Source organism: Aeromonas sobria (assembly GCF_006243315.1).
Classification (GTDB): Bacteria; Pseudomonadota; Gammaproteobacteria; order Enterobacterales; family Aeromonadaceae; genus Aeromonas; species Aeromonas sobria_A.
Genome location: NZ_NKWE01000047.1, coordinates 1 through 24,839, shown reverse-complemented (window position 1 = coordinate 24,839; position 24,839 = coordinate 1). Strand labels below are relative to the sequence as shown.

Sequence of the window (24,839 nt, the reverse complement as noted above, 5' to 3'; positions counted from 1 at the left end):
AGGTTTTCGGGGGGATTACCGGGGTAACTTCGTTCCCTTCGTGCCGGCAGCACAAACTGCCCCGCCTGCTGCTCCAGCGCCGCCACCCGCTTCGGGATATTTTCCGGGGACATGTACGGCATGCAACTCAGTTCATGGATGAGGTACACCGATGCCATGTGAAAGCTCAGCTGACTCGCCGTGTATCCCTTTAGACTCGCCGCCATCTTCACCATCTGGCTACGCAGCAGGTTGTACGCCAACAACACGCCCCATAGCTCTTGCCGTATCCCCGCCGCCTTCTTGCTGCGCAGGGTCAGCCGGTGCTGTTGCAGGCTGTGCTTCATCTCCCGATAGCCCAACTCGATTTCCCAACGATGACCATACAAGTCGACGATGTCGGCACCCGGGAAGCGTATCGGGTCGACCATTGAGGTCAGCACCTGCCGCTCTTTGCCGTTGATGGTGCGAGTCAGCAAGCGGGCTTCTAGCGTCTCTGGCAGTTGCGGCCACTTCTTCTTCGCCTGTGGGCTGGGTTTGAGACGCACCAGGGCATCCTGACGCCCCAGCTTGCGCACCATCTCGTATTGCGTGCCCTTTTTGAGTGGCAGCAGCCAGTGCCGTTCGCTGCCAGCGGTTTGCCCGGCGTGGAGCAGTCCGAGGGAGTAAAACCCCTTGTCGAATAGGGTCAGCGAGTGGTCCGGCGTGCATGCGACAAGCTGTTCGGCCAACACCATCTCGTTAACGGCGCAGCTCTCCATGACCGCCTGAACAAGCAGATGACTGGTCAGCTCCATCTGGCAGAGCATGCGCACCTGCGGATAAGCGGTCTCCCCATGCTGGGTGCCGGGCTTGGCAAACGCGGCGGCATTGTCCGGGGTATCAGGCGTGCGCCACATCACGCCATCGACGGCGAGCAGTTGCAGCCCGGCCCAGCCGGGGTGATTGGCCTGCTGGTGCCAGCCTACGGCGGTCTCGTGAAACAGCCGCTCAATGCTCTTGTGGCCAAGCTTTTGGCGAGCTTGCAGGAAGGCACTGGGGGCGACAAAGGGGCGCTCACCGGGCAAGAGGATATCAAGCTGATTGACCAGCTGGGTCATGGGGACGTGGCGGAATATGGCCATGCCGATGATGGCCCAGACCAGACGCTCCATGGGCATACGGCGACGGCGCAGGGTAGCGACGCCCTCTTCGCCGAGCAGCGTCATGATGAGCTCGGGAGGAATGAGGTCAGAGAGTGACTCAAACTGGGCAGCATTGCTGGCGTTGAGGAAATCGAGATCCTGGTCGATACGCATAAAAAAACCGAAACCAAATCAACAGGTTTCGGATTTTTACACATTAGCAGGATCGGTCAATGGATCCTTAACTGATCGGCATTAGGCTTGCGGCCACACCTTTTAAGTTTTATCCCTGCCAGCCAGGGATGCAGTCACTGCATCCCTAGCCAGTGATTTACTTGCCGAGGATCTCGGTCAACATCCGCTCCACACCGACGGTCCAGTCCGGCAGCACCAGATCGAAGGTGCGCTGAAATTTGCCGGTATCAAGGCGGGAGTTATGGGGGCGTTTGGCCGGGGTCGGGAAAGCACTGGTCGGCACCGCATGGAGTTGTGTCACAGCCAGTTCAACCCCGGCCTCTCTGGCTTTAGCAAACACCAGCTGGGCGTAGTCAAACCAGGTGGTGGTGCCGGAGGCAATCAGATGATACAGCCCGGCGACCTCGGGTTTGCTCTGCGCCACGCGGATCGCATGGGCGGTACAATCAGCCAGCAATTCGGCACCGGTCGGGGCGCCGAACTGGTCATTGATGACTGACATCTCGCTACGCTCTTTGCCAAAGCGCAGCATGGTCTTGGCAAAGTTGGCACCCCGAGCGGCGTAAACCCAGCTGGTACGGAAGATCAGATGACGGGAGCAGAGGGATGCGCCTTGCTCACCCGCCAGCTTGGTTTCGCCGTAGACGTTGAGCGGAGCAGTCGCATCGGTTTCCACCCAGGGGCGCTTACCGCTGCCATCGAACACATAGTCGGTGGAGTAATGCACCAGCCAAGCACCCAATGCTTCCGCTTCTTTGGCGATAGCCGCCACGCTGGTCGCGTTGAGCAGCTCGGCAAACTCTCGCTCGCTCTCCGCCTTGTCGACTGCGGTGTGGGCTGCGGCATTGACAATCACGTCCGGCTTGACTAGTCGTACCGTTTCGGCCACCCCAGCCGGATTACTGAAATCACCGCAATAGTCAGTGGAGTCAAAATCTACGGCAGTGATGCGGCCCAGCGGGGCCAGTGCTCGTTGCAGCTCCCAGCCTACCTGACCGTTTTTGCCAAACAGCAGAATATGCATCAGGCACGCTCCCCGTAATTCTGCTCAATCCAGGATTGGTAGGCACCGCTCTTGACGTTGTTGACCCACTGCTGGTTATCCAGATACCACTGCACGGTTTTGCGAATCCCGGATTCAAAGGTCTCTTGCGGTTGCCAATCCAGCTCGGCACTCATCTTGCTAGCATCGATGGCATAGCGGCGATCGTGACCGGGACGATCCACCACATAGGTGATTTGCTCGCGGTAAGAGCCAGCCTTCGGCACCATCTCGTCCAGCAGATCGCAGATGGTGTGTACCACCACCAGATTCTGTTTCTCGTTATGACCGCCGATGTTGTAGGTCTCGCCCACCAAGCCCGTAGTCACCACCTTGTAGAGCGCACGCGCGTGATCTTCCACATAGAGCCAGTCACGGATCTGGTCGCCCTTACCGTATATCGGCAGCGATTTACCATCCAGTGCGTTAAGGATCACCAGCGGGATCAGCTTCTCGGGGAAGTGATATGGCCCGTAGTTGTTGGAACAGTTGGTGACGATGGTCGGCAGACCGTAAGTGCGGCGCCAGGCACGCACCAGATGGTCGCTGGAGGCCTTGGAGGCGGAATAGGGGCTGCTGGGGGCGTAGGGGGTAGTTTCGGTAAAGAGCGGCAATGGCTTATTCCACAAGGGATGACCGGCAGCTACTTCATCCGGATGGGGCAGATCGCCATACACCTCATCGGTAGAGATGTGGTGGAAGCGGAAGGCCGCCTTGCGCGGATCATGAAGACCGTTCCAGTAGGCGCGAGCCGCTTCCAACAACATATAGGTGCCGACGATATTGGTTTCGATAAAGTCAGCCGGGCCTGTGATAGAGCGGTCAACATGGCTCTCGGCGGCCAGGTGCATCACGGCATCTGGCTGGTGCAGGGCAAACACCCGATCCAACTCGGCACGATTACAGATATTTACTTGCTCAAACGCATAACGTTCGCTGGTCGATACATTGGCCAAGGATTCTAGATTGCCAGCATAGGTGAGTTTATCCAGATTGATAACTGAATCTTGGGTATCACGGATGATATGGCGCACCACGGCAGAGCCGATAAAGCCTGCGCCACCGGTCACGAGAATTTTCAACATATCTAGGCAAGAATCTCTGCTATATGAGGCGCACGCCAATTGGCAAGACATGGTTGGAGGCGCCCCCCCTAACAGACCATTGTCCCCGATGGGAGCATAGGATACCCTCGGCCCAAACTGGTCATTGATGATCGACATGTCGCCCCTCTGTTCATCTATCTAACCAGCCATTCATGGGAAACCACAGGGCATGCAATAAAACAAGTCGCTTAATGCATTGGCTGATGACTCTCTGAATTAAGAAAATCAATATCCTCGACCACACTCAAGCACGGTTCATGCGGCAAAGTGTTTTTTGCCTGCCACACCAAATCACAGATCCCGTCGGTGGGATTAAAGCCGGTCGGCATACTTAACAGCAGGCTACGGATTTGCTCATGATCAAAGCGGAAACACGCGCTATCCAGTTCGGCTAGAAATACCCGCAATTGTGACCATTGCAGCATTAACTCAGAGGCTTTCATGATCCGGGGATGGGCAGTGCCTTCAACCTGCTCGCCAATTAGCAGCTCTTCAAACAGCTTCTCGCCAGGACGCAAGCCAGTGATCTTCACTTCAATATCGCCAGTGGGGTGCTTGTCGCTCTTGAGCTTAAGACCACTCAAGCGGATCATCCGGTGTGCCAAATCAATGATCTTGACCGGCTCGCCCATGTCCAACACAAACACATCCCCACCCTGCCCCATTGCACCAGCCTGGATCACCAATTGCGACGCCTCAGGAATGGTCATGAAATAACGAATGATGTCGGGGTGGGTCAAGGTCAGCGGGCCACCATCGCGGATCTGCCTGCGAAACAGCGGTACAACAGAACCAGAAGAGCCCAACACATTACCAAAGCGCACCATGCAAAAACGGGTTTGCTGCTGCGCCGCTGCCAACGATTGCAACACCAGTTCGGCCAATCGTTTAGTAGTGCCCATGGTGTTAGTGGGGCGTACGGCTTTATCAGTCGAAATCAACACAAAGGTTTCAACCTTGGCCCTGATGGCTGCCTGTGCGCAATAAAGGGTACCAAACACGTTATTGCGCACCCCCTCAACCACGTTGTATTCAACCAAGGGGACATGCTTGTAAGCCGCAGCATGGTAAACCGTCTGGATCTGGAAGGTGCTCATCACCGCTTGTAAACGATGCTGCCGCTGCACCGACCCCAGCAATGGCACTATCTCAACCTGCAACCCTTCTTGCTGGCTGATTTCTTGCAACTCTTTATCTATGGCATACAAGCCATATTCAGACAGCTCAAACAACACCAGTTTCGAGGGCTTACAACGGATGATCTGTCGACACAATTCAGAGCCGATAGAACCGCCCGCCCCCGTCACCATCACTCGCTTGCCAGATATATTGGCGTTGATCAGCTCAGGGATAGGGGCAACCGCATCACGCCCCAACAAATCCTCAATACTGACTTCTTTAAGTTCATCGATATGAGCATTCCCCTCAACCAGATCTGCCATACCGGGGATAGAGAGAACCTCACATGGGCACTGCTCCAATCGATTGATCACCGCTTGCCTGACACTACGTGAAGCACTAGGCATAGCCAGCAAGATTTTTTTAATATCAAAGCGCTCAACCAACGCCTCGATAGCATCAGTGCTGTAAACGTTCACCCCCTGGATCACAGTTTTAACCAAAACGAGATCATCATCGACAAACGCTACCGGCAGATACTCCTGCCCTTGATTCAAGGCCAGTTGTAATTGCCGCCCCGAAGAACCAGCACCATAAATCAGCACCGCAACCCGTTGCTGACCACTGCGCTGTACCAGCGCCCGGAAAAAAAGCCGCACTCCTCCGACCAGCAACACTGAAAAAGCAAAATAGATAACCGATACAGTTCTGGGTAGTGGAACTTCCATAAAAAACGCCAGCATGACCAAAGACATGGTGGAAAGGAGCACGCCGAGTGACACCGTCCACAATACCTTGAAGCCGACATAGCGTAATACCGCGCGATACAGCCCTAACCGCATAAAAATTACGATGGTGATCGGCAGCAACAACATCAGCATTTGCCAGTGCAGCACACTCTGCAATGGAATATTGGCATCCAGCCGCACCCAATAGCCACCCCAAAAACCCAGCGTTAGCAACGTTAAGTCAACGAAGACACTAATAATCCGTTTATATAATCGCGGCATACCAATAAAAGTCGTTAACATAAATTCACCGTGCTTTGTAAAAAGGCGATGTTATTAGAACTCATCGCCAGTAAAAAAAATCAACGACTTGCTAATGCCAACACTGCAGCCAATGCTTGGCAACTACGCAACATTTCATCAGCGCTCAAGGTTGGGTGCACCAGCATCATTAAACTGGTTTCTCCCAATAACTTGGCATGTGACAAACGTTGTTGTGGCCGCCATGGCGTATTTTCAAAGGCTTTTTCCAAGTAAACCTCGGAACAACTGCCTTGATAGCAAGGCACGCCGCGTGCCACAACTTCATCAATAATCCGATCACGACTCCAACCTTCTGCCAAATAGTCCTCATTGACGAAGAAGTAGTGCTTGTATTCGGCGTGAATGAAATCGGCCGGCACGTCAACCAACCGCAGCAGCGGATAATTGGCCGCCACGGCATCTAACTGAGCGGCATTGGCAATACGCTTGGCTGTCCAATCCGCCATTCTTTTAAGTTGAATACGGCCAATCACAGCCTGCATTTCCATCATGCGCCAGTTAGTGCCAAAACTGTCGTGTACCCAGCGAAAACCCGGCGCATGTTGCTTGTGATAAACCGACTCGTAACTTTTGCCGTGATCTTTATAAGACCACATGGCTTGCCACAGCACTTTGTCATTCGTAGTCACCATGCCACCCTCACCGCCGGTGGTCATAATTTTATCCTGACAGAAGCTCCAAGCCCCAACATGACCGATCGAGCCGACACTGCGCCCTTTATATTTGGCACCGTGCGCTTGAGCACAATCTTCTATCACATAAAAGTTATGCACTGCAGCCAGTTCCATTATCGGGTCCATATCCGCAGGCATCCCCGCCAGATGTACGACAATCACGGCCTTGGTTTTTGGGGTAAGCACCTTTGCGATTGACTCAGCAGTAATGTTTTGACTGTTAAGATCAACATCAGCAAAAACAGGATTGGCGCCGGCAGTAACAATTGCGGAAGCCGAAGCCAAAAAGGTGCGCGGGGTAACGATCACATCATCCCCAGCCCCAACGCCAAATACCTTAAGGGCAACATCTAAAGCCAGGGTGCCATTGGCGAGCCCAATCGCATAATCACTATCGGCCCACGCAGCAAATTCTTTTTCAAACTCACGGCACTCATTGCCAGTCCAATAATTCACCTTATTGGATAAAATCACCTGGGTTACAGCATCCGCCTCTTCTTGGGTAAAAGAGGGCCACGGGGAAAAAACAGTATTTAGCACGATGTCGTCCTTACAACTAAAATACAAGTCAATGAGAAATTACCACAGCAGGCGTTCCTGCCACGGTTTGAAAATCTGGAATATCACGAATGACAGTCGCGCCAGCACCAACTACCACTTGATTGCCGATGCGGATCAATTGTTTGATTTGTGAACCAATGCCAATCCAACTCTGTTCACCCACAAAAACCCCACCAGCTAAATGAGCTCCAGGACTGACATGAACACCATCAGCTAACATACAATCGTGATCAACTGTTGCACTGGTATTAATAATGCAACCAATCCCAACAACAGCAAACGCATTGATCACTGCATTAGCCATCACCACAGTTCCTTCGCCCAACTGGGCATAACTACTCACTGTTGCATGGGGGTGAACCAATGGGTCAAGCTTCGCACCTGTTTGTTGCAATAACCTCAACTTTTGCAGCCTAGTTGAATTATGGCCAATCGCCACAACCACTAAATCAAACTCTTGCACTAAGGTCAATAAATCAGCAGTGCAGCCCTTGACTTGCCAATGCGCAAGTTGTGTTAATTCAGGAAAGTGATCATCAAAAAAAATGATCTCGTTAAAACCATTTAGCTCCGCCAGCTCAGCAAGCACTTTACCATGACCGCTCGCTCCCAAGATGGCACATTTATCCATGCGAAAAGCCTTATTTTTCATGGCTCCCTCGAAAAGGTTCTATAGTGACATGACCCTCTGCACTGATCCCATCCTTAATTAAAACCTTTCTGACCGTGAATAGCAAAATCTTAAAGTCCAACCAAAACGAGCGATTATCCACATACCATACATCAAGTTTGAATTTATCTTCCCAGCTAATTGCATTACGACCATTGATTTGTGCCCAACCAGTAACACCAGGGCGCACCTCATGGCGGCGAGCCTGCACTTTGCTGTAAAGCGGCAAATATTGCATCAACAGAGGTCTTGGCCCAACCAAGGACATGTCACCTTTTAATACGTTCCACAACTCAGGTAATTCATCCAAACTACTGCTACGCAGCTTATTGCCAAAAAGAGTCATTCGCTTAGCATCTGGCAAAATATTACCCTGCACATCCGTAGCATCTTTCATGGTGCGAAATTTCACCATTTCAAAAGGTTTGCCATTTAAACCAGGTCGAATTTGCCGAAAAAAAACAGGCGAGCCAAGATTCTTATGTATTTTCCACGCTACCAAAGCAATCATCGGCGAAAACAGGATAAGCATGGAGAGTGAAACTAAGATATCAAACAGCCTTTTCATTTTTCTCCCCCGGGTTTGCCCTGTTTGTTACCCATTCAACCCATTTGTCCGCCAACTGATTACGATTAAATTGGGCATCCGCCAGCTCTTTCGCTCTGAAGCCCATTTTAACCAGTATTTCCCTGTTATCGGCCGCTTGCTCCAATGCATCTGCAAACGCTTTTGCATTTTCTGGCTCAACGGCAAACCCACACTGATGCTCCTCTATCATTACAGCCAACCAACCTGGATAGTTATTAATAACGGGAAGTCCCGCAGCAATATAGTCAAAAAACTTGTTCGGTGATGTGCCGTAGTAAAAAGCGGGGATATTAGCCAATACTTGCATACCGATATCTGCGCTTGCCATGAGTCCAGCTAACTTGTATTTGTTGATTGGAGAGTGAAAAATGACATTCTTCAGTTGTAACTCTTGGGCTCTCGACTCCAATTGAGATTTTAATTTACCTTGACCAACCAAAACAAGTTTAATATCGTCCCTACCACGACTTTGCAGCTCAGTTGCAACCTTTAGAACCGCATCCAAGCCGTTTGCCATTCCATGGGTGCCCGTAAAAATAGCCATGAGATCTTGTTCCGTTACACCCTTTGGTCGCCACGGCTCACTTGGTTTGCTAAAAATAGATAAGTCACACCCATTCGGAATCATCGATACTTTATTTTCATCCACGCCTCTTTTTTTGATGCCTTCAACAATACCAGGAGAAAGGCCAATGCAACGATGTGCACTTTGGTAAGAAGCCCACTCTAATAGAGACATCAAACCCAAAATGACAGGGCTTTTAATTACCCCCATTTCTTTTGGTAACTCAGGCCATAAATCGCGCACTTCAAATACGAATGGTTTGCCACGAAGCCAGCGAGCGAAAATTCCTGGAGCACCAGCGGTTAATGGCGTTGTTGTTGCAAACAACACATCGTATTTTTCCGTAAACACCAAGCCGATACTTTTCAGTGCAAATTTAACAAAAGTCATGCCTCTTTTAAGAAAGCCATCTGAGTTAGAATATGCCAAATCAAATTCGATGATACGAATACCATCAACCAATCCTTCACGCTTACCTGACACAAACGTTGAATCGAGTCCAGTTTCTCCGCCACCATAAGATCCACATACCATGGTAACTTTATGACCATGATGTATAAGACGCCTAGCCATTTGATAAGAACGAATTCCAGCAGAACCTTTCGGTGTCGAAAAGTGTTGGTGAAAATAAAGAATATTCATGATTGAAATTGATACTCTGTTGTAATTTTTCCATTTGTTGAAATCTCCACCTCAAGAACAGGGATAGTACGTTCTTGATAATAATAGCGAGACTCTCTGCCTTCTATGATCTCTAAACGGTCAATTTTTACGTCACTTGCGATAATGATACTATGATTACCGTTAGATACCTTTTGCCCTTTAACCCGCCAATTATCTGGGCTCAGTCGCCAGCGAAGGACTGCTTTATTTTTAAAGCCTTGAACCTGATCGATTATCGTCAAAGATTTTTCCGTAAGAGAAACCTTTCTTTGATGTTCACATCCCAAGTAATCTCGATAGCCCGCTTGAGCAGTTAATCCACGCTCATCAAAGTTGATGTTTTTGGCTTTTAACCAACAACCTAGCAAAAAACGGCTAATTCTTGGCATTTGGTCATGATCGTCAAATTGGATAGTGTTATGACTTTGTGTCCCGCCGTAGTAATCAATAAAATTTTTCCCCGCGTTATAACTGAATGTGCCGCCATCGCGAAAAACATTTACATCATCAAGCCAAAAGTCAACATGAAGTGCATCACATTGGCTTGGACGAAAGAAAAAACGTGGGTAGTTAAATAATGCAAATGCGCCAGACTGGTTTCGCAATCCTATATAACCACCTTTTTCAAAATGAAAAGATGATGGTTTTGGCAGTGCGTTTTCTGGCCTATCTATGCCTAATAGCGTAAGTGGTCTGTCATACTCACTATTATCTTTCCATGCTAGCACTCCAAGAAAAACAACTGATGCTAGCTGTATTGATGGTCGAAAATCACGATAATCCGTACTGGTTAACTGCAATAAACGAGCACCATCGTTTGCACCTAAGTTTGGCGCATCGCCACCTCTAGTTTGAATAATCTGATACAACCAATTGGTTGCTGCTTTTAATTTTATGTGCATTTTTTCACTGAACTTAGGTAATTCCAACTCACGCCGCCATAACTCAGCCATAACATAAGTATCAAGCATTACCCTATGATAAGTAGCCGAATACTGACTAAAACTACCATCATTCTCGATAAGGCGATTAGCGCGATTCTCTAACCACTTACGCCCCTTTTTTTGCCAGTGAGTAGCGGTTTTATCTCCATTGAAAACAAGCCAACTCCCCCCGATGAATAGAGCAGCCGCTTCAGAGGTTCCATGGTTATTATCTTGAGCAACGGCATAAGAGATCGTAGGAGAAATACGTTTTAAATGAGCTTTAACCAATTCCAAAAGTGCAGATTCAGGCTTATGGACTTGATCCAGCAGTTTAGCGGTGAATGCTAAGTGCATGACCCGTATTGAGGCTTCTTGTCCGCACTTCCAATTCGGACCTAAATAAGGCGGATTATGCTCAAGCCAATCTTTAATTGTTGTATTAAGCTCATCAAGTGCTTGTTCTCTCCCTGAGAGATAGTTTCTTGCTAAACCCAATGCCCAATCAAACCTAGATGCTTCCCAAACACCCTTAATATCACCGACGTTAGAATCAAAGTCAGACAAAAGAAACCAAGGTTTATCCATGGCAGAATAACTTTGCCCAGTGAGGACACTCTTGTTCCAGCTTAACTCACTGGCTGGCAACTCAGATAACCAACCAAAAGGAGAAAATTGGTACACCTTCTCAGGATCACGCTGAACTGAAATGAATACAGAGCGGAACCAAGGCCCCGATATCGGAACCTGAGTAAGCCTCCTCACTGGATTTAAACCACTGCGCACTCCGATCTGATAAACAGCGGCTCGGCACATATTGACCAATCCGAGTTTTATTGCAGTCCGAACTTTTAGTTTGAAATTCATTGTTGCTTACGTAGTTGCTCTGCAATTTCAATCGTAACCTTAGCCACTTCAAAGAGCTCTCGTGCTGGAATTGGAGACTCTTTGCCAGTTTCAATCGAATTAAGGAATGCAGCGGCACAACCTATTTGGCCTTTATCTTGCTTCCAAAGATTCATTTTACTAAAGCCTGGCCAGCCATATGCTTTCAGCTTGCGGAAGTTATCAAGTTGCAGTACCCGTCCCGCGGCAAACACCTCAACACGTTCTTTAGGAAAGTTTGCTGCCCCGTTTGCAAAATAATGAATAGTGCCAAAGGAGCCATCTGCAAAACCAAGAATTATCGCAGCTTTATCTTCTTTGATATCAACACCATCGACATCACCCATTCTGCGGCACTGTACTGAAACAATATCGGAATCTGCAAGGAATCGCATTAGATCAATGAAATGACACGCCTCACCAATAATACGACCACCACCAACTTCATTATCTTGTGTCCAATGATCAGCTGGAATTGCTCCCGCATTCATTGTCATTATAAAGCTTTTTGGCTCTTTCACTGAGGAAAGAAGTGCTTTCATTTTTTGTATTTGAGGTGAAAAACGTCGATTGAATCCGACCATTAATTTAGGCGCGGAAGAAGTAGAAGCTTTTGAATAATAGGCCGCCTCCACTTCAGCAAGCTCTTCGAATGTTATGGCAAGTGGCTTTTCAACAAATACATTCTTCCCAGCATTAAGTGCTTCGCGGACAAAACGTGCATGGCTATTATGGCGTGTTACAATTGCCACTGTATTGATTTCTGGATCAGACATCATTGCACTTGTATCTGTGGTCGTTTTCGCAAAACCTGCTTTCGTACCATGGGTCACACCATTAATACCACCAGAAGTGGCTATAGAATGTAATTGAGCGCCGCCCGCTTTAAACGCGGGGATCAACATGCGAGAAGCGTAGTTACCAGCTCCAACAAACCCAACAACAGGTCTAGATGCCTCGAAAATGGCTTCTGCATCAAGTGTTAATGAGCACTGATGGCGTGAGTTCACATCACTTTCGTATTGCAGGAGAATACCTAAGGCTGATTTATCGGACGTTAATAGCCCATACGCTTCGGCTGCCTGTTCAAATTTGAATCTATGCGTAATCAGCGGTTTAACATCGACTTGCCCAGAGGCAATCATATCTAAGATAGCTTCAAAGTTACGTTGTTCTGTCCAGCGAACAAAAGCATAAGGGTAATCATGGCCTTTTGCTTCATAATTAGCATCGTAGCGACCTGGCCCATAAGAGCAAGATACTTGGAAAGTTAATTCTTTTTCGTAGAAATCCGCACGATTGAGCTCTAGCCCAGCAACACCAACAAGGATAATTCGACCGCGCTTACGGCTCATCCGAGCTGCTTGTGTCACCGGATCGATTGACTTTGTCGAAGCTGTGATAATTACTCCGTCAACACCATTTCCACGGCTAAATGCCATACCGGCTGCAACGGGATCTTCGCCTTTGCCTAGGTTACAAACTTGCGCACCAAATTGCTTAGCAAGCTCAAGCTTAGCCTCATCATAATCAATAGCCAGTACACGACAACCTTGGGCACGAAGCAATTGAACGGTTAATAGACCAATTAAACCAACACCGGTCACAGCAAACGCTTCGCCCAGCGTTGGTTTAGCTAAACGAATACCTTGTAAACCAATGCTCGCGACGACCGTAAAGGATGCTTCTTCATCGGTTACATTGTCAGGAATTAAAGCGCACAAGTTTTTAGGTACACGAACAACATCAGCATGAGGACCATTAGATACGACACGGTCGCCCTCTTTAAAACCGCTAACGCCCTTACCAACAGTATTAACAACACCAACGTTACAATAACCCAAAGGTAACGGCTGTGCCAACTTAGACTGTACCGCTTCTAAAGTGGTCATCAGTCCGTCGGTTTGGACCTTTTCCAAAACCATTTTTACTTTGTCAGGTTGCTGACAAGCCTTATCAAATAAACTCGCTTTACCAAAATCAACCAGCATACGCTCAGTACCTGCCGAAATGAGAGTAATACTAGTATCAATTAATACACTACCAACGCTGGCTTTAGGCGCAGGAGCTTCCACTAAATTTGAACCACCTTTTGCCATATCTTGCAATATTTGTTTCATAAAAATTAATCAATCCATTTTCGTTATATCAGATGTTACTGACAATATATTGAGTTTTTCAACTACTGTAGGGTAGTTAATCAGTACAGCTTTATATTTACCTTTAAATACAAAGGCACTGCCGGCGGCCGCACCGATAATAGGATGATTTCGCACCAAGGTTTTAATATCATCATAACTTCCTGCACCTCCAACGGCAGTAACAGGGACGCTCACCAGACTTTTAATCTTTGTGATAAGGTCAATATCGTAACCTTTCATCACACCATCATTATCAATAGAGTTGATAACAATCTCGCCTGCACCTAAAGCTTCCACTTTTTGGGCAAACTCAAAGGCGCAAACTTTTTGATTAACCTTACCGTTCAGTGAGTAACAGTCATATTTTGCACCGAACAAGCGCTTCTTGACATCAAGAACGACTACAACACTTTGTCGACCGACACGCTCTGCAAGTTCTGTTATTAACTCTGGTTTTTTAAACACTACTGAGCTCAAGGCCACCTTTTCAACACCAAGCCATAATATACGCTGGGCCTGCTCTACTGTTTTTATGCCCCCACCATAGCATAGAGGCATGCGGCATTCAGTTGCTAACTTCTCTATCAGTTTGTAATCAGGCTCTATCCCATTTATTGATGCATCAATATCAATAACAATTAATTCATCAGCTTCTTTCTCATTGAATATTTTAACTGCGTTGATAGGATCGCCCACATATTTTGGATCCTTAAACTTAACTGTTTTTACCAATCCTTTTTCATGCACTAGCAACACTGGAATAATTCTTGGAGACAGCATAATTACAACTCCGAAAAATTCTTTAGCAATGAAACACCATTGTGGTGACTTTTTTCTGGGTGACACTGAATACCATACACATTTTCATGATTAACAATGCAAGCATAATCGAATCCATAATTTGCTGTCGCAACAACATCTGTATGGTTAACACATTCAAAGTAATAGGAGTGCAAAAAATAAAACCTTTTATGCTCATCAAAATGAGCTACTAGTGGTGATACTTTAACAGGAGAAATATCATTCCATCCCATGTGTGGTAATGGATGATTTATTGTTTCCAGCTCGCCTTGAAAACTAAAACGCTTCACCGATCCGTTAATCCAGCCAAGCCCAGCACTTATCCCCTCTTCACTGCTGTGTGCCATCATTTGCATACCTACGCAAATTCCGATGACCGGTACTTTTTTTTCTAACACTAAGTTATCCAAAGTTTCACGCAAGCCTGATGTATTAAGCTTGTGCATTGCATGGTCAAAAGCACCAACACCAGGCAAAATAATTCTGCTAGCTTTCTGCAATTGCTCGGGTGTTGATGCGTAACAGGTCGGTATATTAAGCCTTTTATAAACATTAGCAAAGGCCTTAATATTGCCAAGACCATAGTCAACTATAGTAATCATCGTTTAATTGATCTCTCTACACCGAAAAACTTAAGTACCTTGGCCCCAAGATTAAATATTGATTCCTGATTTGGATAATCTTTATATGTTTTATTCGGCTGGTCAAAATATTTTTGTAGTTCTTCAACACTGATATCTAGTTTAGTCGCAATATACTCAAAATCATGCTTGGCATCTTCATCAGATATTGCTGGTGTTATCAATTTATCCAACGCATCTCCACGCGTCATCTGGCCAGTTAAAATCAGGCTTGAGTACTGTACTTTACGGGTATCGTAGCCAAACTTTTTCGGCAGCCAATAACCTTCATAAAACTTGGTAAAACGGCTTTCAAAGTGCTTTTGTGGATAAGGTATCCAGCCGTATTCATCGGCCAATACTTGCATAGCCTGCTCTTTAATATAGGGGAAGTAGTTAAGCGGCTTAACAACCTGCACTTTTTGGATATAACGCAGATAAAACTTATGACGCAATACACTACTGAATGGGTACGATTTCAGCGCATTATCACAATAAAGATTACGAATAGCACGGATCTGCTTCATATCAGTGCCATAATACAGCCACTCTAGTGGGTTGCGCACAACTTCCGTAGAAATATTACCGCCATTTAAAATGTACTTAATCTTATATTTTGCTGCAAAATTGTATAAGGTAGCAACAAAAGCGTGGTCTTGCGGCACATCAATATTAGACACTCCAGCACGAAAGTAGGCTAACTGGAACGCTTTCATCTCTTCCCAGTTAATAACCTCTGTGTAAAGATCAAGTCCCAGCTTTTCAATCATCACGTTAATATTATTAACCGCGATTTGCGAATTCCAGCCACCGTCAACATGGAATACTAGTGGCCGTAAGCCATATTTTTTTACCGCCACATGCAACAAATAAGAGCTATCGGCACCACCACTCATACCAATAATGCAATCGAAATCACGGTCTTTACCATCTTCCTTGATTTTGGCTATAACTTTATTCAGTTCAGCTTCGCCACGCTCGTCGGTGTGCCATCTTGGCTTTACATTTTGTTCAAAGTCTAAGCAATGGTCACATACGCCATTTGTATCAAACACAATTTTTGAGTCGGTTGTGTCCATAACGCAATTGGAACAAACTTTATGCTTTATGTTCATTTTTACCTCTTATAGTTTTTGATAACTTTAAGTAAAACAGAATAAAATAAAAAAATATAAACAATGAAATTAGAAACCCGTATAAGCCATAATATAGTTGAGAAAATATCAATAGAATACTTATGGTTGCAATTTGCAGAATGACGATTCCATCATCTTTGTCAACCTCAGCAGGAAATGCTGCAATCACAAACGCAAAAAATGGACACATAACTAACATTGATAGAAAACCATAATGTAAACTTATACCACCAATTTTAAAAAAATCAGTTAAAACCAGAAAAAATAACATACCACCAAATATAAAAAGTGAAATTAAAATATTTATATATAAAACCTTCTTGATATTATCTTTATGGATAAAACCAATAAAATCAAAAAACGTTTCATATCGAACAGGATAAAATTTAATTCCCAACTTAAGCATTGATGTATGAAACTTATACACCCCCGCCAACTGATTACCACCACTCAATGAGAGAAGCAATGGGCTAAATGTAAAAATATAATCTTCAAACAACCTATAATTGAATATTTTTGTAATTTTCCTAACGTCAAAAGAAGCACTTTGGATAGTATAATTAATCGAAATAATACGATTAACATTAGGTTTTTCTTTGTTTACCCCCCTTAAAAAAAGGTACCCCACTAGTGAAAACGACATATTCAATGAAAAGAAAAAAATAAAAACCAAATATATTTTGTCAATATCATTTACAAAAAAATATGAACATAAGAACATAAGAACAAAACAACAAATAGAAATAAATTCAGACTTGAAATATATTTCATTAAAGTCAGCACTGGGGAGCCTAACTATTGATACATAAATAAGACACCTGCAAACTAGAGTAATATATATAAGCCCTGTAAATACACTCTGTTCATAACCAAGAACAATACCATTGACGCATAATGACATAACAAAAAAAACAATAATATATACAGCGTTTACGCTATCATCTTTATTAACTAGCAATCTAGTTTCTAATAACGCTACAACAAAACCGGGGATAGCAAAGACACTGACATAATAACCATAACTATCAAATCCAACAAAGAAAGGAACGAGAATATTAAACAACCCCATACTTATCACTTGCAATAAATTTAAAACATAAGTTTTAAACATCATTATTTGGATTTTCATTCATCGAACCTTTGTCATTTTAAATACTGATGAACACAAAGCCAAACTAATTGCAAAGAGCGCCCCCCAATATATATACTGGTCAACTAAAAGAGCAACATATGTACTTATAAGTCCCGATATAACAATTGCAATTATATTTTTATTGGTTAATCGAGAAATAAAAAAAACAGGTATGGTAAAAATAAACGCCACACCTAAAATACCATTTCTTAACATAATTAAGAACGGGGATGAATGGGCGTGGTGCATTACCTCATCATAATGTGACACCGCATTCATATAATTATGATACTCAGCCCCAAAACCTTTTCCGATAAGATAAGTATACCAATCATAAGATGACAACTCTCTTAAAATTAGAGATATTTCAATTAACCTCTGATTTGCAGATGAATTATGGAAGTTTAGCGAAGAATCAGATAAATCAAATGAAAAGCTAGAAATAACATTAACAAGAGCATCGCCATTTACAAGGTAAAAAGAGAAGGATGTTAATATGACAAAGAAAATTATCGCCAATATTTTCTTTGCGTTAAAAAAGTTCATGAAAACAAATAATATTATTGGTATAACTAATACAATAATATTTATTCTTTGTAAGGAAAATACACAAGCAGCCATTATTATAATAATTTTAATAAGAGTTGGAAAACGCATTATATTAAAATTAAAAATCAGATATGCTGTGGCTAATGCGCCACCAAAATGAAGCTCTGGTGGAATACTCACTTTTTCACCACCGGTATATATATACATAAAAAGTACTGACAATGATGAAAAAAATGTTGCGTTGATAACTATGATTATAAATTCATCTATACCAATGGATTTATGGAATATGAAGTTTATAGCCGCAACATAGTATATTGGAATTAAGGCAAACCCAATAAAATCAGATATAGTGTACCTTAAGGTACCTACTTCTGAGAGGAGCGGTGCAATTAGAGATGAAAGCAATATAACCGTAAATCCAAAAAAAATGTATTTATCAATTAAACTAAATCTAACGGTACACTTTAAATCAATATGCCATAGCATACCAACCAATACTAAGACATAGGCTAGTTTCATAGCATAAATAATTTCAGGACTAGAAATATTATAATGATGCCATATTATCCCATGAGCTAACAATAGGGCCGGGATAATTATATATAACGTGAACTTTATTAATGACAAACTTAAAGTTGAAGCATATCTCATGTTAATGCGATCCTACCAGAGCGATAGCGTGAAGCAATTGTTATATTTTTACAAGTTTTGCCAGCCCTGCTGCTAATCCCTTTTCGAGGCTGCTGCTCGTACCCGAAAATTGCTGTTTCTTTCGTAGAGTGGCTTTCCGCGTAACGTGTTCAGTACCTTATGCTGGGCGCTTGCTAAATAATTTATCCTCATGGTGAAACACCTTCACTGCTCCATAGCCATTCCCAGGGAAAGGAAACATGGCATCCATGATGCATTTCAATTGAGTCCATTGATTGGCTATTCCTCTGCATTGATGATTACGCGTGATCATTTCATGGTACTTGTACAACAGCCGTTATATATGATTCACTCAAGGGCCTTAGATCGGCTGGAATACAAGTCAGAACTTTTCAACCATAGTTCGGCCTGCTTACTTTTGTGAATGATGTCATTATCGCGGATCAACTTGATGGATAGTGGGCTGATTGCCTTTCACAGCCAGTAAGAAGTCACCCCACTGTTGACAATGACGATGCAACCCGTCGCATCGATAGATACCATATATCCTTTCACGTCGAACAAAGCCAACAATTCTGGAACCTGATTACCCATGAACCTCAGCCAGCTTCAAGAGCCGATATGGCATCGGAGGGCTTGCTACTAAATAGCTGTTCCGAATAGTAGATCACAGGAGGAAGGGAACTCAGTCCAGTTTGTGCGATCTCATTAGTCGCCAAACAAAAAAGCCACACCCAAAGGACTGAGTTGATGCCTATCCTACCACCCCTACCACGGCCACAGCGCCGCCGCATTCACAAAATCATCCATGCCACCCGTGATAAAGGACATGCTCGTCGCTTGATGGCCATCTTGCTGTTACATGAAGGACGTACGGTCACCAATGTTCATCACCTTACCGGCGCTGCGCGCTCGACCATCGGTCGTTGGCTTCGGTGGTATCGAGATGAAGGCATAGATGCGCTAGAAGCCTTACCGGCTGGCCGTGCCCCAGTTTTACCTATCGCCAAGATGGTCACCTTACTGGTGCTGCTCATGCAGTTTTCTCCACAAGATTTTGGTTATCAGCGCAGCCGCTGGTGTACCGAACTATTAGCTATCAAAATCAATCGGTTAACAGGGCTCAATGTGGCAGCCTCCACACTTCGTCGATGGCTACCTCGTATGGGCATTGTCTGGCACAGGCCCGTGCCGACCTTGCGGATAAAAGACCCGGCCTATCAGGAGAAAATGGCGGATATAGACGCTGCGCTGGCCCGTTGTGATGCCGATAATCCGGTGTTTTATGAGGATGAAGTCGATATAGACCTCAATCCAAAATTAGGGGCCGACTGGATGTTCAGAGCGCAGCAAAAGCGAGTTGTCACACCGGGGCAGAATGCAAAGTATTACCTGGCAGGCGTTCTCCATGCAGGTAACGGAAGAGTGCTTTACGTCAGCGGGATAAAGAAAAACTCATCCCTGTTTATCGCCATGCTGGAAAAGCTGCGTCACCACTACCGACGAGCCAAAACCATCACGCTGATCCTCGATAACTACATCATTCACAAAAGCAAACAGACCGAGCGATGGTTGAAGAAGAACCCCAAGTTCTGCCTGGTATTCCAGCCGGTTTACAGTCCTTGGGTTAATCACATCGAACGGCTGTGGCACAAGTTACATGAAACCATCACGCGCAATCATAAATGCAGAGGGATGGCCAACCTGCTGGCCCGAGTGAAACACTTCATGGATACCGTGTCTCCTTTCCCGGGGAATGGCTATGGCACAGCGAAGGTGTAGCACTATTGGGATCAGTTATTTAGCGCATGCCCTAATTCAACCAATATGCTCCTAAGGTCAAAACGGTGATTAAACCGGAAGCAGTATTACGCAAGATACCTTGGTAAATGCTTCGCTCCGAGCGTATGGCAACTCCCCCGCAGCGAGTTTTTCACATTTCCTATCATCGTGTTTACCCAGTTAAATGCCGGATGTTCCAGCCAATCCAGGTTGCCTCCAGTGAAGATACCCAGGTGCTCACAATTGGCCTCCTTGACCGCCCTGAAGCAGGCCAATCCGTCAGATATCACCGCGCTACCACTGGCAACATGCCGTTTGGCCCAATCTACAATGGACTTGGTTTTGAAACCATCGACCACCGTTATCCGCATCTTGATTGGATGCCCTTCCTTAGTTCAGGGCCGCCGCAGCCACAAACGGCGTCTTGCCTGCCGCGCCCCGACCCCGTTTGCCACCACGGCGCTCGCCACCCCAGTAGACATCATCGAGCTGAATGATGCCGCTGATGGGCTGCTTGTCATCGCACTCTTTTCATGGCTTGCAGCAACTTGTGCTTGAGCATCCAAGCGGTGTCATATTTGACGCCCAACTGGCGCTTTAGCTCCATCGCTGACAAGTCTGTTTTGGTTTGTGACAACAGGTGCATTGCCAGAAACCACTTGGTCAGTGGGAGCTTGGTGTTTGCGAAAATCGTGTTTCCAGTCAATGACATCTGGTGACGGCAGTGATTGCATTGCCACACACGTGGCCGCCTTTTCAGGCGACAAGTTGAAGCTATTCAAGGTGAGCCTCTCCAAGCATCTCGACATCCAACCGTCTGCGCCTGCAATGACAGCACAAACGGTTAGATACAGTACATTAAAGAATGGGAAGGCCTACCTTTGTCGCCTGGCAAGGGGTCTGCGATATCGGCTGAAAATTGAACAAAGGCGGCATGATGATTCACGACGACACTTTCGTAAAAGAGAGCATAAGATCACAAGCCAATCTGCCGATCAATCACACTTCACCTGCTCAAAAAACGCCCACGATCTTGCCCTATGCCCCCTACGAATAGGGAGCGCTACCATACAAATAATCACATATTCAAACTACGTTAGTTCTATATCCAAATACCTTTGGTATCAATGACAATTCCATCTATGACCTTCACTTTTTTAAACGACCTATGATCAACTAATAAAACATGGATATCCGCATATTGAGAAGCTGAATCAAAACTCATTAACTCCAGATGCTTTAACTTAGCTGGAAGTTTTTTTATGTTTGGTTCTACAACAATGAGATGACCTGCATGCATAGTTGAAATATATTCCGTTATTGCAATTGCAGGGCTTTCACGTAAATCATCGATATCAGGTTTAAATGCTAAACCGTAGCATGCGATTACAATATCTTTTGCCGTCTTATCCGTATTCTCTTGCAGGAAATCTGCAATTGCCATCTTAATTTTATCAACAACCCAACCGGGCTTACTATCGTTCACTTGTCTTGCTGTGTGAATAAGTTTCGCTTCAGCCGGCGTTTTTGAAACGATGAACCAAGGGTCCACAGCAATACAGTGACCACCTACACCAGGGCCAGGTTGAAGAATATTGACACGAGGATGGCGGTTAGCTAGCGCGATCAATTCCCAAACGTTGATGTCTAACTTGTCACAGATAATAGACAGCTCATTAGCAAAGGCGATTTGTACATCGCGCGAGCTGTTCTCGGTCAATTTTGCCATTTCTGCAGTACGTGCATTGGTGATCACGCATTCACCTTGAACAAAGGTTTTGTATAGCTCAACCGCACGCGCGGAACATTTGGCCGTCAAGCCACCGATTACTCGATCATTTTCAACCAGCTCACGCACGACATGGCCAGGTAATACGCGCTCTGGGCAATGAGCAACATTCACATCAGCCTGTTCACCATGTGTTTGTGGAAAGGTAAGATCAGAGCGCACTTCAGCAAGCCAAGCGGCCATTTGTTCTGTTGCACCTACTGGCGAGGTGGATTCTAGAATCACCAAGTCACCTTTTTTCAACACAGGGGCAATCGCTTTACTAGCTGCTTCGATGTAGGAGAGATCCGGCGCAGGAATCTCGCTCTCTGCACAAGGTAAAAATGGCGTCGGCACTGCAATCAGAAAGGCATCTGCCGCTTCAGGTGTTGTGGTCGCTTTTAAATAGCCCCCAGTAACGGCAGCATGAACCATCATATCGAGATCTGGCTCGACAATATGAATTTTACCTTGGTTTATTGTATCAACCGCGTGTTGGTTGACATCCACTCCGATCACTTTCCTTTTACACGAGGCGAACATCGCTGCAGTCGGTAAACCAATATAGCCTAAACCGATCACTGAAATTATTTCAAAAGACATTTTTATGCGTCCCAAAGATAAGTTTTTAAATTAGGTTTTAGGTGATACTTTAAAAGCTATTTGCAGAGAGACTCTAGAATTCTCTGACACGCTTTTCCATCACCGTATGGGTTATAAGAAAAGCTCATTGCTTGATAGGCTTCGCTATGGGTCAGTAAGGTGTTAATATTGGAAACGATTTTTTCTACATCAGTCCCCACCAATTTAACTGTTCCTGCGGAAATGGCTTCAGGGCGCTCTGTGGTATCACGCATTACAAGTACAGGTTTACCGAGCGAGGGCGCTTCTTCTTGGATACCGCCAGAGTCGGTGAGAATGATATACGCGCGATCCATTAAATAGATAAAGGGAAGATACTGCTGCGGCTCAATCAGGAGCACGTTCTCCATACCACCTAATAAACGATTAACTGGTTCACGCACATTAGGGTTTAAGTGCATTGGGTACAGTATTTGTACATCTGGGTGCTGTTTCGCTGTTTGCGCAAGTGCTTCACAAATACGCTCAAATCCGCCACCAAAGCTTTCACGGCGATGGCCAGTCACTAAGATCAGCTTTCTACTTTCATTTAAGTAAGGGAACTGAGCGGCTAAGGTTGTTTTGAGGTCAACATCTTGTTCAATTTTTTCTTTCACCATTAACAACGCATCAATCACAGTGTTCCCCGTGACGAAAATATTCTCTTCAGAGTAGTTTTCTTGAAGTAAATTTTGCTTAGAGATCTCAGTGGGGGCAAAGTGGTATTGAGTCAACGCTCCTGTGAGCTTACGGTTAGCCTCTTCTGGCCATGGTGAATAAATATTGCCGGTGCGAAGGCCGGCTTCTACGTGGCCAACGGCAATTTGCTCATAATAAGCAGCTAGGCTAGCGGCGAAGGTCGTGGCAGTATCGCCATGGACGAGCATTACATCTGGTTTAAATTCTTGTAACACGGGTTTTAGTTCTAACAAAATTCGCGCAGTGACTTCATTAAGAGTTTGACCAGCTTTCATGAGGTTTAGATCATAGTCTGGTGTGATGCCGAACAACTCCAGCACTTGATCCAGCATTTCACGGTGTTGTGCCGTTACACAACACCTAGCCTCAAAACGAGGATCTACTCTCAAAGCATGTACTAATGGCGCCATTTTGATAGCTTCGGGCCGAGTTCCAAATACTGTTAATACTTTTATTTTCTTCATGCTTGTGATTTTCCAAAAATCTGGATTTTTATCGTTTAATCGTTTAATCGTTTAATCGTTTAATCGTTTAATCGTTTAATCGTTCGTATTTTATCAATTACATTTATATTTATTCTGTTCAATACACCGATAGGTAGACACCACTCTTGACGTTACTTACCCACTGCTGGTTATCCAGATACTACTGCACTGTTTTGCGAATACCAGACTCAACCCCCCCAGCTATCAAGCAAGCTCACAGCTCATCTTGCTGGCATCGATGGAATAGCAGCGATCGTGGCCGGTGAGATCTACTACCATATAGGTGATTTGATCGCGGTAAGAGCCCTCTTGGGCACCATCTAGTCAAGCAGATCACACACGATATGCACTACATCCAGCTTCTGCTTCTCGTTATGACCGCCGATGTTGTAGGTACCAACTAGGCCAGTAGTCACCACCTTGTAGAGTGCGCGGGCGTGGTCTTCCACATACATAGAGCAAGTCACGGATCTAGTCGCCATTGCCATAGACCGGCAGAGGTTTGCCATGCAGCGCGTTGAGCATCACCAGCAGGATCAGCTTCTCGGGGAAGTGGACAGGGCCGTAGTTATTGGAACAGTTGGTAACGGTTGTCTACAGGCCGTAAGTACGGCGTCAGGCACGTACCAAATGGTCGCTCGATGCCTTGGAGACAGAATAGGGGCTGGGTGCGTAGGAGGTTGTTGCGGTAAAGAGCGGCAATGGCTCACCGACATCCACTTCATCCGGATGGGGCAGATCGCATACACCTCATCGGTGGATATATGGTGGAAGCGGAAGGCTGCCTTGCGCACCTCGTCCAGACCGTTCCAGTGGGCGCGAGCCGCTTTCAGCAACATATAAGTGCCGACAACATTGGTCTCGATAGAGTCAGCAGTACCGTAATGGAGCGGTCAACATGGCTCTCCGCGGCCAGATATATCACTGCATCCGGCTGCTGCAGGGCAAACACCCGATCCAGCTCGGCGCGGTTACAAATATCCGCAGAGTTGTTGTCCAAATCGGCCAGCAAGTCATGACTTCCCCAGCCCCTGGTGACCGCTACACTCGGGGCTTTCTGACAGGCAGACCAAGAGTGTTCAGTTTGTTCATCGCACTTACATACGCCATCACTTCCCCTACCTGCAGGCTGATTTTCCCCGCCATCAACTGCTTGAACCGATACATCGCCGTCTCTGCCAGCGAGCGCCGGTGATATCCCGATATCTTCTTCCAGTGCGCTAACCCTTCCTTTCGCATTACCAGTACAGCCTCATTCCGCGGGTGTCCCTTTTTCCATAACCCTGCGTTCTTGCGAGGTGGGA

The 24,839-nt window shown here is 45.7% G+C and carries 18 protein-coding genes and 5 pseudogenes; 1 reads left to right on the top strand and 22 read right to left on the bottom strand.

Annotated elements, in window-relative coordinates:
* The 16 genes and pseudogenes from CF137_RS16460 to CF137_RS22295 all read right to left on the bottom strand — a co-directional run.
* The coding region (locus CF137_RS16460; protein ID WP_139720381.1) for an IS4 family transposase at window positions 1-1,277 on the bottom strand (1,277 nt) is incomplete at its 3' end.
* Between the two features lie 157 nt (window positions 1,278-1,434).
* On the bottom strand, window positions 1,435-2,322 hold the full coding sequence (rfbD, locus tag CF137_RS16455) for a dTDP-4-dehydrorhamnose reductase (protein ID WP_139720379.1): 888 nt from the start codon (window positions 2,320-2,322) through the stop codon (window positions 1,435-1,437).
* Window positions 2,322-3,422, bottom strand: a complete 1,101-nt coding sequence (gene rfbB / locus CF137_RS16450) for a dTDP-glucose 4,6-dehydratase (RefSeq protein ID WP_139720385.1) — start codon at window positions 3,420-3,422, stop codon at window positions 2,322-2,324. Before rfbB ends, rfbD begins: the two co-directional genes overlap by 1 nt.
* Before the next feature lie 212 nt (window positions 3,423-3,634).
* Window positions 3,635-5,596 (bottom strand): polysaccharide biosynthesis protein, encoded by a 1,962-nt coding sequence (locus CF137_RS16445; protein WP_139720377.1) that lies wholly within the window; start codon window positions 5,594-5,596, stop codon window positions 3,635-3,637.
* Between the two features lie 59 nt (window positions 5,597-5,655).
* The gene (locus CF137_RS16440; protein WP_139720374.1) at window positions 5,656-6,831 is read right to left on the bottom strand and encodes a DegT/DnrJ/EryC1/StrS family aminotransferase; all 1,176 of its coding nucleotides are present in this window, start codon (window positions 6,829-6,831) and stop codon (window positions 5,656-5,658) included.
* A gap of 28 nt (window positions 6,832-6,859) precedes the next feature.
* Window positions 6,860-7,504, bottom strand: a complete 645-nt coding sequence (locus CF137_RS16435) for an acetyltransferase (RefSeq protein ID WP_240038560.1) — start codon at window positions 7,502-7,504, stop codon at window positions 6,860-6,862.
* Window positions 7,494-8,090, bottom strand: coding sequence for a sugar transferase (locus CF137_RS16430; RefSeq protein WP_139720372.1), 597 nt, complete (start codon window positions 8,088-8,090; stop codon window positions 7,494-7,496). The genes CF137_RS16435 and CF137_RS16430 overlap by 11 nt, the downstream gene beginning before the upstream one ends.
* A complete protein-coding gene (locus CF137_RS16425) occupies window positions 8,074-9,318 on the bottom strand; it encodes a glycosyltransferase family 4 protein (RefSeq protein WP_139720370.1) in 1,245 nt (414 codons plus the stop codon). Before CF137_RS16425 ends, CF137_RS16430 begins: the two co-directional genes overlap by 17 nt.
* Window positions 9,315-11,129 carry an alginate lyase family protein gene (locus CF137_RS16420; protein WP_139720368.1) on the bottom strand — a complete coding sequence of 605 codons (1,815 nt, stop codon included), beginning with the start codon at window positions 11,127-11,129 and terminating at the stop codon, window positions 9,315-9,317. Before CF137_RS16420 ends, CF137_RS16425 begins: the two co-directional genes overlap by 4 nt.
* A complete protein-coding gene (locus tag CF137_RS16415; protein WP_139720366.1) occupies window positions 11,126-13,267 on the bottom strand; it encodes a bi-domain-containing oxidoreductase in 2,142 nt (713 codons plus the stop codon). The genes CF137_RS16420 and CF137_RS16415 overlap by 4 nt, the downstream gene beginning before the upstream one ends.
* Window positions 13,268-13,276: 9 nt before the next feature.
* Window positions 13,277-14,068 (bottom strand): AglZ/HisF2 family acetamidino modification protein, encoded by a 792-nt coding sequence (locus CF137_RS16410; RefSeq protein ID WP_139720364.1) that lies wholly within the window; start codon window positions 14,066-14,068, stop codon window positions 13,277-13,279.
* Between the two features lie 2 nt (window positions 14,069-14,070).
* Complete coding sequence (gene hisH / locus CF137_RS16405) at window positions 14,071-14,691, bottom strand: imidazole glycerol phosphate synthase subunit HisH (RefSeq protein WP_139720362.1); 621 nt, start codon at window positions 14,689-14,691, stop codon at window positions 14,071-14,073.
* Complete coding sequence (locus CF137_RS16400; RefSeq protein WP_139720360.1) at window positions 14,688-15,824, bottom strand: N-acetyl sugar amidotransferase; 1,137 nt, start codon at window positions 15,822-15,824, stop codon at window positions 14,688-14,690. The genes hisH and CF137_RS16400 overlap by 4 nt, the downstream gene beginning before the upstream one ends.
* Window positions 15,808-16,974 (bottom strand): hypothetical protein, encoded by a 1,167-nt coding sequence (locus CF137_RS16395; protein ID WP_139720358.1) that lies wholly within the window; start codon window positions 16,972-16,974, stop codon window positions 15,808-15,810. The genes CF137_RS16400 and CF137_RS16395 overlap by 17 nt, the downstream gene beginning before the upstream one ends.
* Window positions 16,975-18,180, bottom strand: a complete 1,206-nt coding sequence (locus CF137_RS16390; RefSeq protein WP_139720357.1) for an O-antigen ligase family protein — start codon at window positions 18,178-18,180, stop codon at window positions 16,975-16,977. It lies immediately after the preceding gene.
* A 451-nt stretch (window positions 18,181-18,631) separates the two neighbouring features.
* Window positions 18,632-18,762 (bottom strand): annotated as a pseudogene (locus CF137_RS22295) (ISAs1 family transposase); the annotation flags it as partial.
* A gap of 168 nt (window positions 18,763-18,930) precedes the next feature.
* On the opposite strand from CF137_RS22295, the gene CF137_RS16385 reads away from it, so the two are divergent.
* Complete coding sequence (locus CF137_RS16385) at window positions 18,931-19,962, top strand: IS630 family transposase (RefSeq protein ID WP_139720355.1); 1,032 nt, start codon at window positions 18,931-18,933, stop codon at window positions 19,960-19,962.
* An 11-nt stretch (window positions 19,963-19,973) separates the two neighbouring features.
* Here CF137_RS16385 and CF137_RS16380 read toward each other — a convergent pair.
* The 6 genes and pseudogenes from CF137_RS16380 to CF137_RS16360 all read right to left on the bottom strand — a co-directional run.
* Window positions 19,974-20,728, bottom strand: a pseudogene (locus CF137_RS16380) (IS1595 family transposase); the annotation flags it as partial.
* Window positions 20,729-20,771: 43 nt separating this feature from the next.
* Window positions 20,772-20,908, bottom strand: a pseudogene (locus CF137_RS22475) (ISAs1 family transposase); the annotation flags it as partial.
* A 156-nt stretch (window positions 20,909-21,064) separates the two neighbouring features.
* The gene (gene wecC / locus CF137_RS16375; protein ID WP_139720353.1) at window positions 21,065-22,333 is read right to left on the bottom strand and encodes a UDP-N-acetyl-D-mannosamine dehydrogenase; all 1,269 of its coding nucleotides are present in this window, start codon (window positions 22,331-22,333) and stop codon (window positions 21,065-21,067) included.
* A 56-nt stretch (window positions 22,334-22,389) separates the two neighbouring features.
* Window positions 22,390-23,514: a non-hydrolyzing UDP-N-acetylglucosamine 2-epimerase gene (gene wecB / locus CF137_RS16370; protein WP_139720351.1), complete on the bottom strand. Its 1,125-nt coding sequence runs from the start codon at window positions 23,512-23,514 to the stop codon at window positions 22,390-22,392.
* A 184-nt stretch (window positions 23,515-23,698) separates the two neighbouring features.
* Window positions 23,699-24,520 (bottom strand): annotated as a pseudogene (locus tag CF137_RS16365) (GDP-mannose 4,6-dehydratase); the annotation flags it as partial.
* A gap of 56 nt (window positions 24,521-24,576) precedes the next feature.
* Window positions 24,577-24,839, bottom strand: a pseudogene (locus CF137_RS16360) (IS5/IS1182 family transposase); the annotation flags it as partial.